The sequence below is a fragment of the Fundicoccus culcitae genome (assembly GCF_024661895.1).
GTDB classification, from domain to species: Bacteria; Bacillota; Bacilli; order Lactobacillales; family Aerococcaceae; genus Fundicoccus_A; species Fundicoccus_A culcitae.
Genome location: NZ_CP102453.1, coordinates 425,167 through 441,837, shown reverse-complemented (window position 1 = coordinate 441,837; position 16,671 = coordinate 425,167). Strand labels below are relative to the sequence as shown.

Sequence of the window (16,671 nt, the reverse complement as noted above, 5' to 3'; positions counted from 1 at the left end):
AGGAAAACAAGCTGTTATCAAAAATCAGATAACCATAAAATCTTGGATTAATTCATTATAAATGGAAATTTCTCCTAATCCAATATTGTAATGCCAGCCATTTATCTTCAAAACACCCTCTTCTACTTTTTTGCGGATATTGACATATGACATCAAGTTATCTATTTGCTTGATAACATTTAATTTTTCTAGTTTACGCGATTTAAACTCTATCGACGCTTCAGCGTGAATTTCATTAACGTAATCACTTAGTTCATGCAGTTGAGAAATCCATGCGCCAGTAAAAGGTAATTTACCCGCATCAAACGAGGGATTTATTGCAGCGGCGCATCCACCACAATTTGAATGTCCACATACAATAATGTTTTCAACAGCTAAGACTTCTAAAGCATATTCTATTGCTGATGTGGTTGCTGTATTATCATTACTTTGACTCGAATGTGGCACAATATTAGCAATATTACGTATTTGAAATATTTCTCCTGGATACGCCCGCAATAAACGTTCCGGACTCACCCGTGAATCCGAACAAGAAATGAATAATGAATGTGGTGTTTGCGACTCACTTAAAGATTCATATAAGTCATGATTGGTTCGATAATCATCTTCTTTAAATAATCTCAAAGCTTGATACAAATCCTGCAATTTCTTCCATCCTTTCCATAATACTCACTATTCTAAGTCTAGTCTATTAATAAACAATAAGCAAATAGAAATATTTTTAGAGTTTCTAGCGAAGGTTCAATTAATAATATTTATATGATATACTAAATTTTCAAGTGAAATAAAACACAAAAAGGAGAAGTTATGAAAAAGTTCAAGTATGTATTACTGGGTGCGGTATTGGGAATTGCTTTATATATTGGGATTGGATATGGAATGGATAAACTTCCGATGGTGTTGCGTTCGATAGCTTCATCACAAGACGTGACGAGCGGTGCATCCGAGAGACCATCAGATACAGAAATGTATGGCGATTTTGGTGATACAAGCCCAGAAGAAGCTGCGGCACTAGAAGATTTATCTGCTTCAGGAAAAATTAATACGACCTTAGATATCGACCCTAAAGATTCAGAATGGATGGCAAAAGCAGTAGAAATGACGCAAGCCGTGAGTGGAGATACTTACGTTCAGTTAGATAGTGGTGTTCTAACCGTCAATCAAATAAATAACTTCTTAAAAACCATGCCATTTGAATCAACCTACGTTGATAGCAACAATCAATTTTTATACTATAATAATACAAAGAATCCTGAAGATATGTTTGTTCCAAGAACAATTGAAGAAGTTGGTGATCCTTTAGCGGGTTCTCATCCGGATATGGTTCATAATTATGTAGCCTGGGTGGTTCATCAGTTAAGAACCGGCGCTGAAGAAGTTATTCCTGTTGCCATGCCAACCAATAGTGATGATGAGTTTGTGGTTCATTATTACCGAGGGATGTATGACGAAAATGGTGATTATCAAGGTATTAACCAATATGTTGTGGATATCAAACCCATCGTTGATTTTTATTTAGAAAAATCAAATCAATCATTGGTACCGAATTAGAAGATACATAAAATTAATATAGTTAGTGAAGCTTACTTTCTTGCCAACCGAAATACAATCTATATATCAAGGAGTTATAAAATAATGGGAGTTACAACAATAAGATTAAATGAACAAGAAGAAGCTCTTTTCAATAGCTATGCAGAATTAACTGGGCAACCATTATCGACTCTAATGAAACAAGCACTAACTGAGAAAATTGAAGATTATTTTGATTTACAAGCTGGAACAGAAGCATTAAAGAATCTGACTGTTGAAACTGTATCCCTTCAAGATATGTTGAAGGCTGAAGGTCTATGAATTATCACGTAGAATTTGATAAACCAGCCTATAAAGAATTCATGAGACTGGATACATCCATTCGTAGACAATTATTACTTTGGTTGAACAAAAATATTGAAGGATCAGATAATCCGCATTGGACAGGTAAAGCTTTAACTTCTGATAAAAGTGGTTTTTGGAGATATCGAGTGGAAAATATCGAGTGATTTATACTATTCAAGGCAATCGTGCTCTTATTCTAGTTATTAATGTAGGGAAACGAGAAATAATTTATAACGATTAATTCAATTGAACTATAAAATAAGCAATATGCCAGAACTCATTTTCATTACTGTTCCGGAACATTGCTTATTTTATGTTTAACAGTATTCCCTTCTGTCATGAACCACGTTTAATTAAATTTCGATTGATGAGATATAGCACTACATTAGTCAGTAATAGAATACCTAACCCAATTAAGAAAGATTTTCCGAGTGAGCTAAAAGGTGATTGCGTTAATACTTCATAACTATTGAGATAAGTTAAAGGAATAAACCATTTCACTTGTGCCATAAATGGTAATTCAATGATTAAGTTGTAGCCATAGTAACCTAAAACTAACAAACCCGTCGTTAACAAATCATTCTTGGTTAGCCACCCAATTAAAATAGCTAATGATGCAAGCGTAATTAAAACGATTAAAAAATAGACTACAAATAAAATAAGGATTTGCCATATAGGAGCAACAATTGTTTCAGTCGCTCCTTTGATTGCAATGGGATAAAGTGGTGTTCCAAATCCATTGATGATTCCAAAAGCAAGGAAAACACCAAATAATATTAGCAAGATAATCATCCATAGGATAAATGTATTACTAAAAGTTTTTGACACAATAATTTTGCTTTTATCTTGAACAGTAAAATGAAATAATGAAAAACTATTGTTTTTAAATTCGTTAGACATAATGTCACTTAATAAGATGATAAACAATAACATGAAAATAGTTCCAGAAAACTGCCGCATAATTTGACCTAAAACACCCCAACCAGTTACAGGTAAATCTAAATTGCGTTCAAAGGGAAGATTTTTATCATTTAAATAATCTACAATCGCAATTCGATCAACAAATTCTTGGTTAATATTGCCATCACTCTCTAAATGAGCTTTTTGACCTTCAGTAGCAAGTGTCCAATATGTTTTATAGTCATTTGATTTAAAAGCTTCTTGCTGTATTTCTAAACGTTGGATTTGTTCATCAAAGTTGTTCATTACTTCAGATAGTTTTGCTTTATTTTCTTCGCTCGTTGTATTTTGATAATCATTCTCCACCTGAGCTAACGATTGATTCAATATTTGTATATTATCATTAATCAAATTTAAATTGTTATTCCAATGACTAGAAGATATATTTTGAAGAAAAAATAGATGTCCTATTGTCACTAGAATAAGAACTAGAATAAGGGATAGATTTTTAACTGAATTAATTGCTTTTAGAGATTCAAATTTTAATAATTTCATTACTTCACCTCTGGCATACTAACATGTTGAGCATATAATTCATTAACATCTAGCAGCGAAACATCATCATAAAAATAAACCGTTTGATTAATAATGAAAATAACAGAATCAGACAATTCCTTAACATCATGTAAAATGTGTGAAGAAAAGATAATGAGTTTTTCATTTTTCAACTGCGTGAGAATATTCATGACTAGAAGACGATTCGTTGGATCTAGTCCATTAATTAATTCATCAAATAGGATAATTTTGGAATCAAGAGCAAGTGTTAACAGGATGAGTAACATTTGCTTCATTCCCATTGAATAGCTTTTTACTTTTTTATCCAGCATATTTTTTAAATTAAATTGATGAATATAATAATCAGCTAATTCAAGTTGCGAATCTGTTAGAAGTAGTAAATGATCTTTGCCTGTCAGTTCGTACCTCAAGGTTTCACTTCCTAAAAAGTATGAAACATGATGAAAGGTATCTTTCGTTGAATGAATCGTTCGGTTATCAAGTTCTATCGTGCCACTTGATACTTTTTCAATACCTGTAATACATTTCAACAGTGTTGTTTTACCAGCACCATTAGGACCAATCAGTGCTACTATCCCGTGATCTGGGAGACTTAAATTAACCTGGTTGAATACCAAATGATTGTTATAGGCTTTAGAAATAGCATTAATTTTAATCATAGTGAGACTCCTTAACTTAAAATGTATCATATTAAAATAATAATTATCTATATCAGCTTTCGCTATTGTCGTTGGGGTTATAGTTATATGGTATAATCGCTTTAATCTAATCTATCAAAATTAGTTTGTCAAAGTCATTAATTATCATTTTCACCGATAACATCAAAATAGTCTGGTTTAGTTACTAGTTTATTGTTGCCCTTCTCTTCTACATTGCCTAGCAAAACAAAACAACCAATCAACACCAACACAACTTTAATATATTTTATCATAACCACCCCCATATTTGTAAGTTAACATAAAAAAAAATAAAAAGTTAAAAACTTTAATATACTTAAAAATAGTTCAGGACTGGAGAGATGTACATGAAAGGCTATGGAACAGCATTAAGGAATATTCGTGAAGCAAAAGGTATGACATTAGAGGTGGCTTCTAAAGGAATTATTTCAGATTCATTTCTATCACAATTTGAACGAGAAAAAAGTGATATAAGTTTAGATAATTTTTTTGACTTATTAGATAGATTAAACATTACTTATTCTGAATTAAGGGTTTCTTCTTTAGAATTAAATGAAAATACTCAACAAATATTTTTAAAAAAATATGCAAAAGCATATCGAAGTAAAAACATTGTTACTCTTAATAATTTAATTGAACAGGAGGGTGAACTATATCAAGGAAATCCAAATATTAGACATATACATAATACTATTCTCTGCAAACAAATGATTGATCATATTAATAAGATTAAATTTAACCACAAAAGAACATTAGAAATAGTACATTACTTACAAAATGTTGAATCATGGCAATACTATGAAGTTTGTTTGTTCGGAAATAGTATCTTTTTTTTGAAAAAGGGACAACTTGAAGACCTTTCTAGGATCGCATTCAGTAGGTCTGAAAAATATAATTCACTAGGAACCAATTCTTCCACATTTGCGTTAGTGATGATGAATGTTGTAAACAAACTCCTCCAACTAAATTGTTTTAACGCCGTTAGTCGTCTTTTGAAGGATATAGATAAATCGTTATTTGAAACCCATTTTTTCTATGATAAAAATCGGTTAAACTTTTTAAAAGGTATCTATAAAATCAAAACAGGATCTACTGTGGAAGGTGAAGACTTATGCAATGAGGCTATTAGATTGATGGTCCATTTTGAGGCATCCGATGTGGCTAATATCTTACAGACGGAATTAGATGAACTATTACTTGAAAATAAGAAGAAAATACCAAAAACAACGAAAGCGGAAAGCAAAAGGCCATCTAAAACAATTGCCGAATTGTCATAATTATCAGAATCGCTTATTAGCCTCTATTGATTGACAGTTTGTTACTTCCCACACGCAAAAAATAAAAGGGGTGAATAACTATTGTTATCTACCCCTTTATTTTTTATTATCGTTTTGCTGAAGTACTTATCAGTTATTCATTCTCAACGTTTACTAATTCAATCGTTACCAATTCTGGACGATTGAAAATTCTCGGTATTTTACTTTGGTAAATTAAGCCACGACTGATGACCAAATTTCGATTTCCTAAATCATATTCTCCGCCAGCATATTTAGGAAATAAACCTTGATCGGGAGCAAACAGTCCATTTATTAACCCAGGAATCCGCCATTGACCACCATGAGTATGTCCTGAGAGGATTAAATCCAGGGGTAAGTCATTAAAATCTTCAAATATTTCTGGACGATGACTCAATAAAATATTATAGCTTTCCATCGATGAATCAAAATTTTCATTTAATTGACGCATTTGATTGGGATAATTTGTACTATGTTTTCCATCGTCCATCCCACCGATTTGTAAATACGTCTCCCCTACTTTTAAAACCGCAACATCACCATCTAGTACCTTAATATGATAGCTTTCTACTAATTCCTTTAAAGGCAAGATTTCTTTTGTATAGTATTCATGATTACCCGTTACAAAATACGCAGGATAATTGGCTCCAACCCATTCCAATAGATATTTAGCATTATCTGTTCCATTATTTACTTCAAAAATATCACCGACTAACAGGATTAGGTCCGGATTAGTTGCTTTAATTTCTTCAATAAGTTCGACTTGTTCAGGGCCGTATAAATTATTATGCAAATCCGTTAATACAGCGATATGCACTGGGGTTTTGATGTTTTGATCTTGGAATTGGTAAGTAACATGCTTTAATTTTTTGTTGAGTGCAACGGTAGCTAGGCCGGTAATTGCCAGGATGCTAACGAGGCTAACAAGGAATTTTTTCATGTAAAGGGTCACCTCTTCTCTATCTATATTCTGAAAGTTAATTATAACCAATTTTAGAAAAAAGATACAAGGGTGACCACTTATTTAATCGATTTTTCACATATGTAACATTTATTATAAAATGTTTTATGCTTTGTAGCCGTGGTAGGCTTTCTTAATAATATCAGCCATATCACTGACTAAGGCTAGTCTTGGATTCACAGGTGTACATTGATCTTCATAAGCTAAGTAAGCTATTTCAGTTGCCTTACTTTCAAGGTCTTCTTGGTCAATACCTTGAGCTTTCAGATTCATTTCGATTCTTACACGGCATCCTAAATCATAAACAGCATCGGCTAATGATTTAACCCCTTCTTCTGGTGTTTCAGCTGGTAAACCAAGTTGTTTAGCTACATTTTGATATTTAACATCTGCTTGGTAATAATTATATTTAGGCCAGTTGGCTTGTTTGGCTGGTTTTTGACCATTATATTCGATGACTAATGGCAGTAAAATCGCATTCGTCCGACCATGAATCGTATGATAATAGCCACCTAATTTATGTGCGATGGAGTGACATATCCCAAGAAAGGCATTACCAAAGGCCATACCTGCTAATGTAGAGGCATTATGCATCTTTTCACGGGCTTGTGTATCGTTGCGTAAAACAGAGTCCTCAAGGTTTTCAAAAACCATTTGAATGGCTTGTAAAGCAAGACCGTCAGTAAAATCACTGGCCATAACGGAAACATAGGCTTCTAAGGCGTGAGTTAAGACGTCCATACCCGTGTCAGCTGCTACTGAGGCAGGTACCGTTTCAACTAAGGTTGGGTCAATTATAGCGACGCTTGGGAGTAATGAGTAATCGGCTAAAGGATATTTCATATTTTTTGACCGATCAGAGATTACTGCAAAAGGTGTGACCTCTGCTCCAGTTCCTGAAGTGGTTGGGATACCGACATATTTGGCTTTTTCACCTAACTCTGGAAAACGTACCGCACGTTTACGAATATCCAAGAATTTTTGGACCAGGTCTTTAAAGTCAACTTCCGGTCTTTCATAAAACAACCACATAACTTTCGCGGCATCCATAACTGAACCCCCACCAAGAGCAATAATTGTATCTGGTTGGAATTGTTTCATATCTTCGGCGCCTTTACGAACGGTTGTTATATCTGGGTCAGATTCTACATCATCAAAGATTTGATAAACAACTTCGTTACTACGAGCTTCCAGTTGACGAATGACCCGACTCACAAAACCGAGTTGAATCATGGATTTGTCCGTGACTATCATGGCACGATTCACACGTGGCATGGATTTTAAATACTTAATTGAGTTGCGTTCAAAATAAATTTTTGGTGGAATTTTAAACCATTGCATGTTATTCCGACGTCTCCCTACTTTTTTAATATTTAATAGATTAAACGCACTAACGTTGTCTCCAACGGAATTACCCCCGTATGATCCACATCCTAGTGTTAAGGAAGGAATAAAGGCATTATATACATCACCAATGCCTCCAAAGGTTGAAGGAGAATTCCAAATAACACGAATGGCTTTAACCGCTTTTGCATATCGTTTAACTAAATCTTCATCACTGGTATGAATGGCTGCCGAATGCCCTAAGCCATTAAAATTGACCATTTGAACGGCTTTTTGGATGCCGTCTTCCGTTGACTCGGCTTTGGCCATCGCTAAAACAGGTGACAATTTTTCGCGTGTGAGTGGTTCATTAGGTCCAATTTCTGTTACTTCAGCAATTAAGACGCTGGTTTTCTCTGGCACCTTAAAACCGGCTTGTTCAGCAATCCAATGCGCTGATCGACCGACGATGGAAGCATTTAATTTAGCATCATCAACCGTTTCGCTAAATGCTGTTGTATTAAAGCAAAATTGTTCAAGGAGAGCTTTTTCTTTATCGGATACGATATAGGCATGATAAGATAGAATTTCCTCTTTTAACTCCTCATAAATTTCTTTGTCAGCGATAATAGCTTGTTCTGAAGCACAGACCATTCCGTTATCAAAAGCTTTACTTAGGACAATATCACTGGCCGCTTGTTTAATATTGGCTGATTTCTCGACATAAGCGGGTACATTCCCAGCCCCAACACCTAAAGCTGGTTTTCCACATGAATAAGCGGATTTTACCATGGCATTCCCACCTGTTGCTAATATAGTAGCCACATCGGGATGGTTCATTAATGCATTGGTAGCGTCCATAGAAGGAACTTCAATCCATTGGATACAATTTTTAGGAGCACCAGCAGCAATAGCGGCATCTCTAACGACTTGGGCGGCATGAGCTGAGGATTCTTGAGCAGATGGATGAAAAGCAAATACAATGGGATTACGTGTTTTTAAGGCAATCAATGATTTAAAAATAGCTGTTGAAGTAGGATTGGTTGTGGGGGTGATGGCACAGACTACGCCAACTGGTTCAGCTATTTCAATTAAACCATTTTCATCATCTTCGTTAATGATGCCAACTGTTTTTTGTTTTTTAATATAATTGGTCACATGTTCACAAGCAAATATATTCTTTGTTGCTTTATCCTCAAAAACACCTCTTTGAGTTTCTTCAACTGCATGTTGAGCTAAAACACCATGTTGATCTAAGGCGGCAATGGATGCTTTTGCTACGATATGGTCAATTTTGGCTTGATCGTAATCGCTGTATGCTTCTAAAGCAACTAATGCTTTTTGTACTAGTTCATCAATCGATTCTTCGACACTTAAGACAGGAATTTCTTCTCTCATTTTCTCACTTATTGTCATGCAAATCATTCTCCTTTGTTTTCTTTACACCATCATGTTAAAACATTCACAAACGTTTGTAAAGTCTTTTTTGTTAAAAAAGATAAAAATATTTTATGCAAACGCTTATATTGTCGGTTTTATTAGAAAATAACTTTTTGAATATTTTCATCGACATTATTAAAACAGTTCGCATTGTGATATATTTAACAATGTAATAAAACAACTCAACGTAGACTGTTAGCTACGCTGAGTTGTTTTTATGCAGGGGAATTTATTTGAAGAAGTTTAAACTAAATGTGAGTGTAAAGTTGTCTTGATTAAGACGGAATTCTTCCGCTAGTTCAGGACCACATGCGGCACTTCCTAGCCATAACCTAAATATTCTACTGATTCAAAGTCATTCTCTATTAACATGACTAACGCTCTAGGTATCCTGCAATCCCTGTGTTTATACACACAGTGTCACCTCTAAATTCATTAAATTCAATCCAGATTTCATCTGTATAAAGCGTATCGAATTCAACTATTTTTTGATACCCAATCGTCCCACTACTTAAAAGCTGTTGTTTTTGATTATTTTTTCGGTAATAAATCGTAAAACGTTCCACGCGTTGACTCGCAAGAATATGTTCTTGTAAAATAAGCGTATTTATTGCTTGTTGCTCTTCAAATCTCAAGGTAATTGAAGGTGTTTCATCTGCAACAGCACTCTGCCAATAACTATCAGTTAAACGCTGCGTTTGCATCGTATCTTTGTTTAATCCTAATTGATTGGAAGAAACATAATATTTAAAATCACCTTTTGGACGCAAGTGTTTTAATTGCTTAATTTTCTTACCTAAAGCCTGCAGATTTTGAATATCTTGAGCTGCAAATAGCCCCTCTTTGTTTGGCGGTACATTTAAAATTAAAGCGCAATTACCCCCAACGGCGCCTTTATAAATATCAAAGAGTTCTTCTGCAGAACGCACTTGCTCATCTTGATTTTCATGATAAAACCAACCTGGGCGAATAGACGTGTCTACTTCAGCGGGATACCAGATTAATTCGCCTGTATAATTAGCCAAGCGTTCACTACTAGCTAAATCTTGATCGGTTGCATCAAAATGTAGTGGGAATGTCCCATCATCCACTTGTTGTGAATGGTCTGCTGTATAATTAGGATTACTATATTGAATGGGAACAACACTCCACTCGTTGTCTCGAGTTTTACCGGCTTCATTTCCTACCCAACGGACATCAGGACCACTAATGGCAATCACAGCCTTAGGTTGTAAACGATGGATGGTATCATAGTATCTTTGCCAATCATACACTTGGACTTTACCGTTGGGTCCTTCACCATTCGCCCCATCAAACCAAACTTCAAATACATCCCCATAATTCGTAAGTAACTCTTCTATTTGATGCACAAAATAGTCATCATAAGCTTTACCTTGACCATAAGTTGACTCCGCTCGATCCCAAGGGGATAAATAGACCCCAAACTTCATATCCAGATCATGGCAAGCTTGACTAAATTCAGCAACGACATCTCCCACTCCATTTTTCCACGGTGATGATGCGACGGAATGTTGGGTAAATTGGCTAGGCCATAAACAAAAACCATCATGGTGTTTACAGGTTAAAATGGCACCTTTCATACCTGCATCTTTAAACGTTTTTACCCATTGGTGACAATCAAGCTTAGAGGGATTAAACACACTTGGCGATTCAGAACCATCACCCCACTCGACATCATTCATGGTGTTAATACCAAAATGAATAAAGCCAAAAAATTCAACTTGTTGCCACTGATATTGGCGGGCGTTCGGACGAATAGTTATCGTTTCATTTATATTCATTAGATTACCAACTATAACGTGACCGTGACATAATACGTTCGGTACGTATATACGAAACCGCTTGGGGAATTTCTTTAGCTTGATAATGCCACGCCAAAGGATCTAGACGTTTTTCTTCGAGTTCTTCAATCACTTCAATCTCGTTATCAATATAGGCATTTAAGCGTTCAATTATCATCTCAGCGCGCATAATAACACCACCAAAACGTTGCTCAATGATTTCTAAGCCCATTGGGTTATTTTCGGCTAGCCAAATGGCACGTCTTTTTTGTAGCAATAAGCGTAAAGAATCTATATTTGGACGAATGCGGTTTACAATCAATTCACGTAAACTAGCTTTATCTTGTTGATGATACAATTCCCAAATTTTTAAAGGTAAATCCCAACGTTCTGCCAAAGTTCTTGCATAGACTGCATAAAAATCAGGTAATAAGCTAGTTGTTGACTGATTTTCTTCAAAATAAGTTGCGATTTCAATTAAGTGTTGGCCATAGTCAAAAGCTAATGATTCGATATAAGGCATAAAGACCGGCAACAACAAATCTTGGTACAATAGGTACTTTGAAGGATTGGCATCTAAGAATACCGCCTCATCTTGCCCAAGCGGAAAGTCCAATTCCCCTTGTTTTAACCAAGTGGTGAGGTTTTGATTAGTATAAAATTGTAACCATTGATCAAATAAAGCTTCATCGTAAGTATTGTTGACATCTAAGTAGGCAAACAAGGTTAAGCCAAATAAGGCGGTTTCAAATGGTGCCTCAGAACCATCATCGCCCCATGCGGTTGTGATGACACGTTTGACTTGTTTAGCTTTAGCCGCATTTAAAGCAGGGATGGTTGTACGTAAGGTCTTGATATGATGCGGCACATAACCTGTCCATCGCCAAGACCCACCCGCAAAAGAGGTTTCTTTGGCTATTTCTCTTCTTTGATCAATTTTTTCTTCATAGTGTTCTTGCGTTGTATGATAATAGTCCCAATACATCAAATCGATGGTTTCAGGGATTTTCACTTGTTGACCATTCGAGAATTTGGAATAATGTGAAAAGAACATATCATCCCACATTAAGGGTTGAACTTGGTATTTGTCACAAATTACCACTAATTGATCAAGGTAATCTAACATAATTTGTGTTTTATCTTGTAAGCCGTTCTCATCTAAAAAGGTTCCTCGGCCTAAATTATAAGCTTCATCCATACCCAAATGGATACGGTTAGAAGTAAAACACTCAGATAAAGAAGCAATCATCTTTTCAACTAATTGTAAAGTAGCCTCACGCTTAACATTAAAAATATCATCAATATCACCATACCGATGCATTTCATGTTCCCACATTAGAAATTGATTGACATGCGCTAAGGTTTGAATAGCTGGGAACAATTCAAGACCAAATTGAATGGCATAGGCATCAAGTTCTTTTAAATTAGCCTGCGAATATCGACCACGAAAGGCTCCAAAATAAGCTTCACCAGGTATTTCATAGACATCTTCGATATACAGCATTAACCAAGTATGCCCCATCACAACTGATTGACGAATAAATTTCTTTACCGTTGCGACATTGACAACCCCGTTACGCGAACAATCCAACATAATCCCATTACGTTCAAAGTGATAATCTAATTCAAAATTTAAAGGTTGCCTATTTTGTTGACGCATGACCACTTGAGCAAGTCCGGCATAAAAATGTGGTAAATCGGGTGCCGTGATTGTTATATCATTATCAGTCGTTTCAACCGTTACGATTAATTGATCTTTTTGAATATAATTAAGCAAGTGCCCTTCTTCAGATAGTTGAATATGTAAATCTTGACTAAGCAACTCTAAGGTCTTACGTAATTGAGGATCTTCAACGTGTACTTTAATGACTTCATATGACATTTAAAAATCTCCTTATTATTGTTTATAGTGAATTAACGGATTCAATAAATCGGTATAAACCAGCTCTACCTGATGCATCTAATTTAAATACACCGGCATCTTCTAAAACACGCTCAAATTTTTGTCCAACGCCAGCTTTAATAAACTGATCAACGGTTAAGCCAGAATTTTCATTGGCAAGTATCCACTCTTCTTTTAAACTTTTAGCCCATTCTTGGTGAATTGGAGCTACCTCATCTAATGTGGCGTTGTCTAAAATATACTGCTCAATAGTTGCTAATTCTTCTACTAACCGTGGGGGTAAAATAGCTAATCCCATCACTTCAATTAAACCGATATTTTCTTTTTTAATGTGTTGAACATCTTGATGCGGATGGAATATCCCATCCGGAAATTCAGTTGTTGTCCGATTATTACGTAGGACTAAATCCATTTCAAATTGATCACCCTTATTGCGTGCAATCGGCGTAATGGTATTATGTGGCACATCTTGGCTATAAGCTAATATATCCAATGATGCATCAGAATATTGACGCCAATGCTTAAGGATGATATCACTCGCTTCAACTAATTCGTGTTTGTTAGCTGAGCGTAACCGAATAACTGATAAAGGCCAATGGACTAATTCCACTTCAATCGTTGGAAAAGCCGTCAACTTTGTGCTTGCATATGGTTGAGCTTTTTCCATTGGAAAGGTATAGTGTCCCCCTTGGTAATGATCATGGGATAAAATCGACCCACCTACAATAGGTAAATCAGCATTGGAACCTACAAAATAATGGGGAAAAATTTCAACAATCGACAATAAATTATTGAAACATTTACGGTCAACTTTCATGGGAATATGTCGTTCATTTAAGAAAATACTATGTTCATTATAGTAGACATAAGGCGAGTATTGTAAACCATAAACCTCACCTTCTAAATCAAAGCGGATGATGCGATGATTTTGACGGGCTGGATGGTTAATTCTGCCTTGATAGCCTTCGTTTTCCATACATAAAGCACATTGAGGGTAGTTCGAACTAACGATATGACGTGCTTTAGCAATTTCTTTTGGATCTTTTTCTGGTTTTGAAAGATTAATGGTTATTTCTAAATCACCGTACTTGCTGGAAGTTGTAAAACCAATGTTGCGTGCAATATTACGGGTTTTAATATAGTCATTATTTTGAGATAAAGCATAAAAATAGTCGGTTGCTTCAATGGGACTCTTTTGATATGTTTGCCAAAAAATTTCATTCAAATGGGAGGGTGTAGGGGTTAACAAATCCATTATAGCCGCTTCCATTTGTTCTTTTTCACTTAAAGCATCCTCGATAATTTTTTGTTCAATGGCATAAGCAATCATCAAATCCATTAGTTCCAATAAACTATAAGCATTTTGTCTTTGTTCTGTTGGAGCATAATCACTTAAATGTAGTAAAGCTAATAATCTATTTGTAACATAAATTTTATCTAAGGCAGGTAATTTATTTTCTGCAATTGCTAAATCAACAAATTGTTGAATGGTTTGAGAGATAGGCATTTCCACTTACTTCACTCCTTATTTTAACTAATTAGTCAGTTCCTTCGAACCGTCACCAACTTGTGCAATATAAAAACTAGGTGGATAACCAATTTTGGCTTCATAGTCTTGCTTGATAGACTCACTGACTTCATCAATGGCATCTTTTTGAACTAAAGCGATGGCACAGCCCCCCATCCCTGCTCCTGTCATTCTTGCGCCCAACACGGCTTCATGTTTCCAAGCACTTTCGACTAAAGTATCTAATTCAATTCCAGTAACATCATAGTCATCACGTAAACTAATATGAGATTCATTGAGTAACTGACCAAATTTTTCTAAATCGCCTGCTTGAAGTAATGCTTTAGCAGCAATCGTCCGCGTATTTTCATAAACCGCATGTTTAGCCCGTTGAGCTAAAATAGGATCTTGAATTAAATAGCGATTCGCTTCAAAACTTTCATTATCTAAATCACCTAAGGTATTTATTTTTAATTCGGTTTTTAATTGTTCAAGAGCCGCTTCACATTGTGACCGACGTTCATTATATTTAGAATCGGCTAATTCGCGACGTTTGTTGGTATTCATAATTAATATGCGATAATCTTTAAAATCGGCTGGTATAAATTGATAGTCTAAAGTATTAACATCTAAAAATATCGCTTGGTCAACCTGACCCATACCAATAGCAAACTGATCCATAATTCCAGAATTGACACCAATAAATTTATTTTCTACTTGTTGTCCGATTTTGACCATTTTAATCCGGTCCATTTTCAAGTCGTAGATGGCGTCTGCGATGACACCAACTAGCATTTCAAGGGAAGCACTGGATGACAACCCTGCCCCGTTTGGAATATTTCCTTCAATCAGTAGATTAAAGCCGTGACTAAAAGGCTGACTGGCTGCTTGCATGTATTTCAACATACCTTTGACATAATTTGCCCAGCCATCCTGTTTAGCATACGCTAAATTTTCTAAATTAATTTGGATGATACCCGATTCAGAAAAGTTGGTGGAATAACAATGCACCCACTTATCTTCTCGCATAGAAACAAGTCCATAAGTACCGATAGTAATCGCGCATGGGAAGACATGTCCCCCATTATAATCGGTATGTTCTCCAATAAGATTAATTCGCCCTGGTGAAAAAAAGGTTCGTTCAGCTGATTGATGATAAATTTCCTCAAACGCTTGCTTTAAATGATCTATATTTGACATAACAACTACTCCTTTATAAGTTGATATTCTGTCCATGCATGGAAAGTTTGGTCTGGGTAAAGCGAAATATCATGAAAGTTAGTATGATTAATAGCATCAGGTTCCATTTGTGTTTCCAACGTAATGCCACCATATTTTTTAATCGCCTGCCCCCAAATAGCGATTGGTTGATCAACAACTTGAGAAGTATAAACGACAATACAAGGACTACTGGTTCGACATTCAATACGTATATTGTTTTCGTCTAGTGATAATATTGCTTTGGGATTTGACTCATTCAAATAAAATGGATGGTCGAAACCGTCTTTAATCGCAACTTGGTCAAAGTTACTATTTAAAACCGTGCCTAAGACAACCGCTTCACGCAAATCAAAAGGGGTCGCTGTGACTGATTCAATGGTACCTTGCGGCAATCCATCAGCTAATACAGGCAAATAATGGTCAGCATTGATTTGTAGGCTGTGCTTTAAAATATCCTCTTGATTATTACCGCTTAAATTAAAGTAGACATGATTGGTTGGATTAAATAGCGTCGCCTTTTCCGTATTCGCAACATACTCAATACGCCAAGTATGATTGAAGGTATAACTATATATAACTTTCATCGTTATCGGTCCTGGATAACCATTGTATCCATCAGGCCAAGTGTAGCTAAAGGTTACCTTAAATTGCTCGTCGGTTAAATCAACATCATAGTCCCACTTTTGTAAATCAACGGCTCTATGCCCACCATGTAAATGATTCTTGCCATCGTTAATGGTGAGTTGATAGGCATCATTATTCAAGGTAAATTGCCCCTTGTTTACTCGACCGGCAATCGGTGCAATAGTTGCCCCATAATAATAACCTTTACCTTCAACGGCATGGCTAGCATTATCGAAACCTAAAACGATACTTTTTTGCTCCCCATTGGAATCAGGTACTAACCAACGGTTTATTCGCGCACCAAAGTTGGAAAAAGTAATAATGACACCATCATGCTCCACCCATATTTCATCATAATCTATCCCTGCATATATACCAAACGACTTAATTTGATAATCCATGTTAACCTCCTAAGATTTATTAACTATTAATAGAAAAGTCAGCCTTAAAAACAGGTCTACTTATTAGAAAACCTTTACAAGTCCTATTATAGCGATGCCATTTTTGGTTTACAACAAGCGTCATCTGTGAAGAGGAAATTATTCCTTCATTTGTTTACCGATTGGT

At 35.5% G+C, this 16,671-nt stretch carries 15 protein-coding genes; 4 read left to right on the top strand and 11 right to left on the bottom strand.

Going from position 1 to position 16,671, the window contains the following annotated elements:
- Positions 1–24: 24 nt before the first annotated feature.
- Positions 25–645 carry a carbonic anhydrase gene (locus tag NRE15_RS02095; RefSeq protein ID WP_313793967.1) on the bottom strand — a complete coding sequence of 207 codons (621 nt, stop codon included), beginning with the start codon at positions 643–645 and terminating at the stop codon, positions 25–27.
- 162 nt (positions 646–807) lie between these two features.
- On the opposite strand from NRE15_RS02095, the gene NRE15_RS02090 reads away from it, so the two are divergent.
- From NRE15_RS02090 to NRE15_RS02080, 3 genes are all read left to right on the top strand, one after another.
- Entirely contained in the window at positions 808–1,551 is a 744-nt protein-coding gene (locus NRE15_RS02090; protein WP_313793966.1) for a PAS domain-containing protein, read from the top strand.
- An 84-nt stretch (positions 1,552–1,635) separates the two neighbouring features.
- Positions 1,636–1,851, top strand: a complete 216-nt coding sequence (relB, locus tag NRE15_RS02085) for a type II toxin-antitoxin system RelB family antitoxin (protein ID WP_313793965.1) — start codon at positions 1,636–1,638, stop codon at positions 1,849–1,851.
- On the top strand, positions 1,848–2,039 hold the full coding sequence (locus NRE15_RS02080; protein WP_313793964.1) for a type II toxin-antitoxin system RelE family toxin: 192 nt from the start codon (positions 1,848–1,850) through the stop codon (positions 2,037–2,039). Before relB ends, NRE15_RS02080 begins: the two co-directional genes overlap by 4 nt.
- Positions 2,040–2,211: 172 nt before the next feature.
- On the opposite strand, the gene NRE15_RS02075 is transcribed toward NRE15_RS02080, so the two are convergent.
- The 3 genes from NRE15_RS02075 to NRE15_RS02065 form a co-directional block, all read right to left on the bottom strand.
- Entirely contained in the window at positions 2,212–3,330 is a 1,119-nt protein-coding gene (locus NRE15_RS02075; RefSeq protein ID WP_313793963.1) for a hypothetical protein, read from the bottom strand.
- A complete protein-coding gene (locus NRE15_RS02070) occupies positions 3,330–4,010 on the bottom strand; it encodes an ATP-binding cassette domain-containing protein (RefSeq protein ID WP_313793962.1) in 681 nt (226 codons plus the stop codon). Before NRE15_RS02070 ends, NRE15_RS02075 begins: the two co-directional genes overlap by 1 nt.
- Positions 4,011–4,147: 137 nt before the next feature.
- A complete protein-coding gene (locus tag NRE15_RS02065) occupies positions 4,148–4,282 on the bottom strand; it encodes a hypothetical protein (RefSeq protein WP_313793961.1) in 135 nt (44 codons plus the stop codon).
- A 93-nt stretch (positions 4,283–4,375) separates the two neighbouring features.
- Here NRE15_RS02065 and NRE15_RS02060 point away from each other — a divergent pair, with 93 nt between their 5' ends.
- Positions 4,376–5,305 (top strand): Rgg/GadR/MutR family transcriptional regulator, encoded by a 930-nt coding sequence (locus NRE15_RS02060; RefSeq protein ID WP_313793960.1) that lies wholly within the window; start codon positions 4,376–4,378, stop codon positions 5,303–5,305.
- Between the two features lie 133 nt (positions 5,306–5,438).
- Here the strand turns inward: NRE15_RS02060 and NRE15_RS02055 are convergent, their stop codons facing one another.
- From NRE15_RS02055 to NRE15_RS02025, 7 genes are all read right to left on the bottom strand, one after another.
- Complete coding sequence (locus NRE15_RS02055; protein ID WP_313793959.1) at positions 5,439–6,263, bottom strand: metallophosphoesterase; 825 nt, start codon at positions 6,261–6,263, stop codon at positions 5,439–5,441.
- 126 nt (positions 6,264–6,389) lie between these two features.
- A complete protein-coding gene (adhE, locus tag NRE15_RS02050) occupies positions 6,390–9,005 on the bottom strand; it encodes a bifunctional acetaldehyde-CoA/alcohol dehydrogenase (protein ID WP_313794929.1) in 2,616 nt (871 codons plus the stop codon).
- Between the two features lie 416 nt (positions 9,006–9,421).
- Positions 9,422–10,849 (bottom strand): alpha-L-fucosidase, encoded by a 1,428-nt coding sequence (locus tag NRE15_RS02045; RefSeq protein ID WP_313793958.1) that lies wholly within the window; start codon positions 10,847–10,849, stop codon positions 9,422–9,424.
- A 4-nt stretch (positions 10,850–10,853) separates the two neighbouring features.
- On the bottom strand, positions 10,854–12,731 hold the full coding sequence (locus tag NRE15_RS02040) for a beta-N-acetylhexosaminidase (protein WP_313793957.1): 1,878 nt from the start codon (positions 12,729–12,731) through the stop codon (positions 10,854–10,856).
- 22 nt (positions 12,732–12,753) lie between these two features.
- Entirely contained in the window at positions 12,754–14,259 is a 1,506-nt protein-coding gene (gene galT / locus NRE15_RS02035) for a UDP-glucose--hexose-1-phosphate uridylyltransferase (RefSeq protein WP_313794928.1), read from the bottom strand.
- Positions 14,260–14,286: 27 nt separating this feature from the next.
- The gene (locus NRE15_RS02030) at positions 14,287–15,459 is read right to left on the bottom strand and encodes a galactokinase (RefSeq protein WP_313793956.1); all 1,173 of its coding nucleotides are present in this window, start codon (positions 15,457–15,459) and stop codon (positions 14,287–14,289) included.
- A gap of 5 nt (positions 15,460–15,464) precedes the next feature.
- Positions 15,465–16,505, bottom strand: a complete 1,041-nt coding sequence (locus tag NRE15_RS02025; RefSeq protein WP_313793955.1) for an aldose epimerase family protein — start codon at positions 16,503–16,505, stop codon at positions 15,465–15,467.
- Positions 16,506–16,671: the final 166 nt, after the last annotated feature.

What these genes read in the sequence shown, in the direction of transcription:
- NRE15_RS02090 (WP_313793966.1), top strand. Translation starts at nt 808, where the DNA reads ATGAAAAAGTTCAAGTATGTATTACTGGGTGCGGTATTGGGAATTGCT.
- relB (WP_313793965.1), top strand. Translation starts at nt 1,636, where the DNA reads ATGGGAGTTACAACAATAAGATTAAATGAACAAGAAGAAGCTCTTTTC.
- NRE15_RS02080 (WP_313793964.1), top strand. Translation starts at nt 1,848, where the DNA reads ATGAATTATCACGTAGAATTTGATAAACCAGCCTATAAAGAATTCATG.
- NRE15_RS02075 (WP_313793963.1), bottom strand. Translation starts at nt 3,330, where the DNA reads ATGAAATTATTAAAATTTGAATCTCTAAAAGCAATTAATTCAGTTAAA.
- NRE15_RS02070 (WP_313793962.1), bottom strand. Translation starts at nt 4,010, where the DNA reads ATGATTAAAATTAATGCTATTTCTAAAGCCTATAACAATCATTTGGTA.
- NRE15_RS02065 (WP_313793961.1), bottom strand. Translation starts at nt 4,282, where the DNA reads ATGATAAAATATATTAAAGTTGTGTTGGTGTTGATTGGTTGTTTTGTT.
- NRE15_RS02060 (WP_313793960.1), top strand. Translation starts at nt 4,376, where the DNA reads ATGAAAGGCTATGGAACAGCATTAAGGAATATTCGTGAAGCAAAAGGT.
- NRE15_RS02055 (WP_313793959.1), bottom strand. Translation starts at nt 6,263, where the DNA reads ATGAAAAAATTCCTTGTTAGCCTCGTTAGCATCCTGGCAATTACCGGC.
- adhE (WP_313794929.1), bottom strand. Translation starts at nt 9,005, where the DNA reads ATGAGAGAAGAAATTCCTGTCTTAAGTGTCGAAGAATCGATTGATGAA.
- NRE15_RS02045 (WP_313793958.1), bottom strand. Translation starts at nt 10,849, where the DNA reads ATGAATATAAATGAAACGATAACTATTCGTCCGAACGCCCGCCAATAT.
- NRE15_RS02040 (WP_313793957.1), bottom strand. Translation starts at nt 12,731, where the DNA reads ATGTCATATGAAGTCATTAAAGTACACGTTGAAGATCCTCAATTACGT.
- galT (WP_313794928.1), bottom strand. Translation starts at nt 14,259, where the DNA reads ATGCCTATCTCTCAAACCATTCAACAATTTGTTGATTTAGCAATTGCA.
- NRE15_RS02030 (WP_313793956.1), bottom strand. Translation starts at nt 15,459, where the DNA reads ATGTCAAATATAGATCATTTAAAGCAAGCGTTTGAGGAAATTTATCAT.
- NRE15_RS02025 (WP_313793955.1), bottom strand. Translation starts at nt 16,505, where the DNA reads ATGGATTATCAAATTAAGTCGTTTGGTATATATGCAGGGATAGATTAT.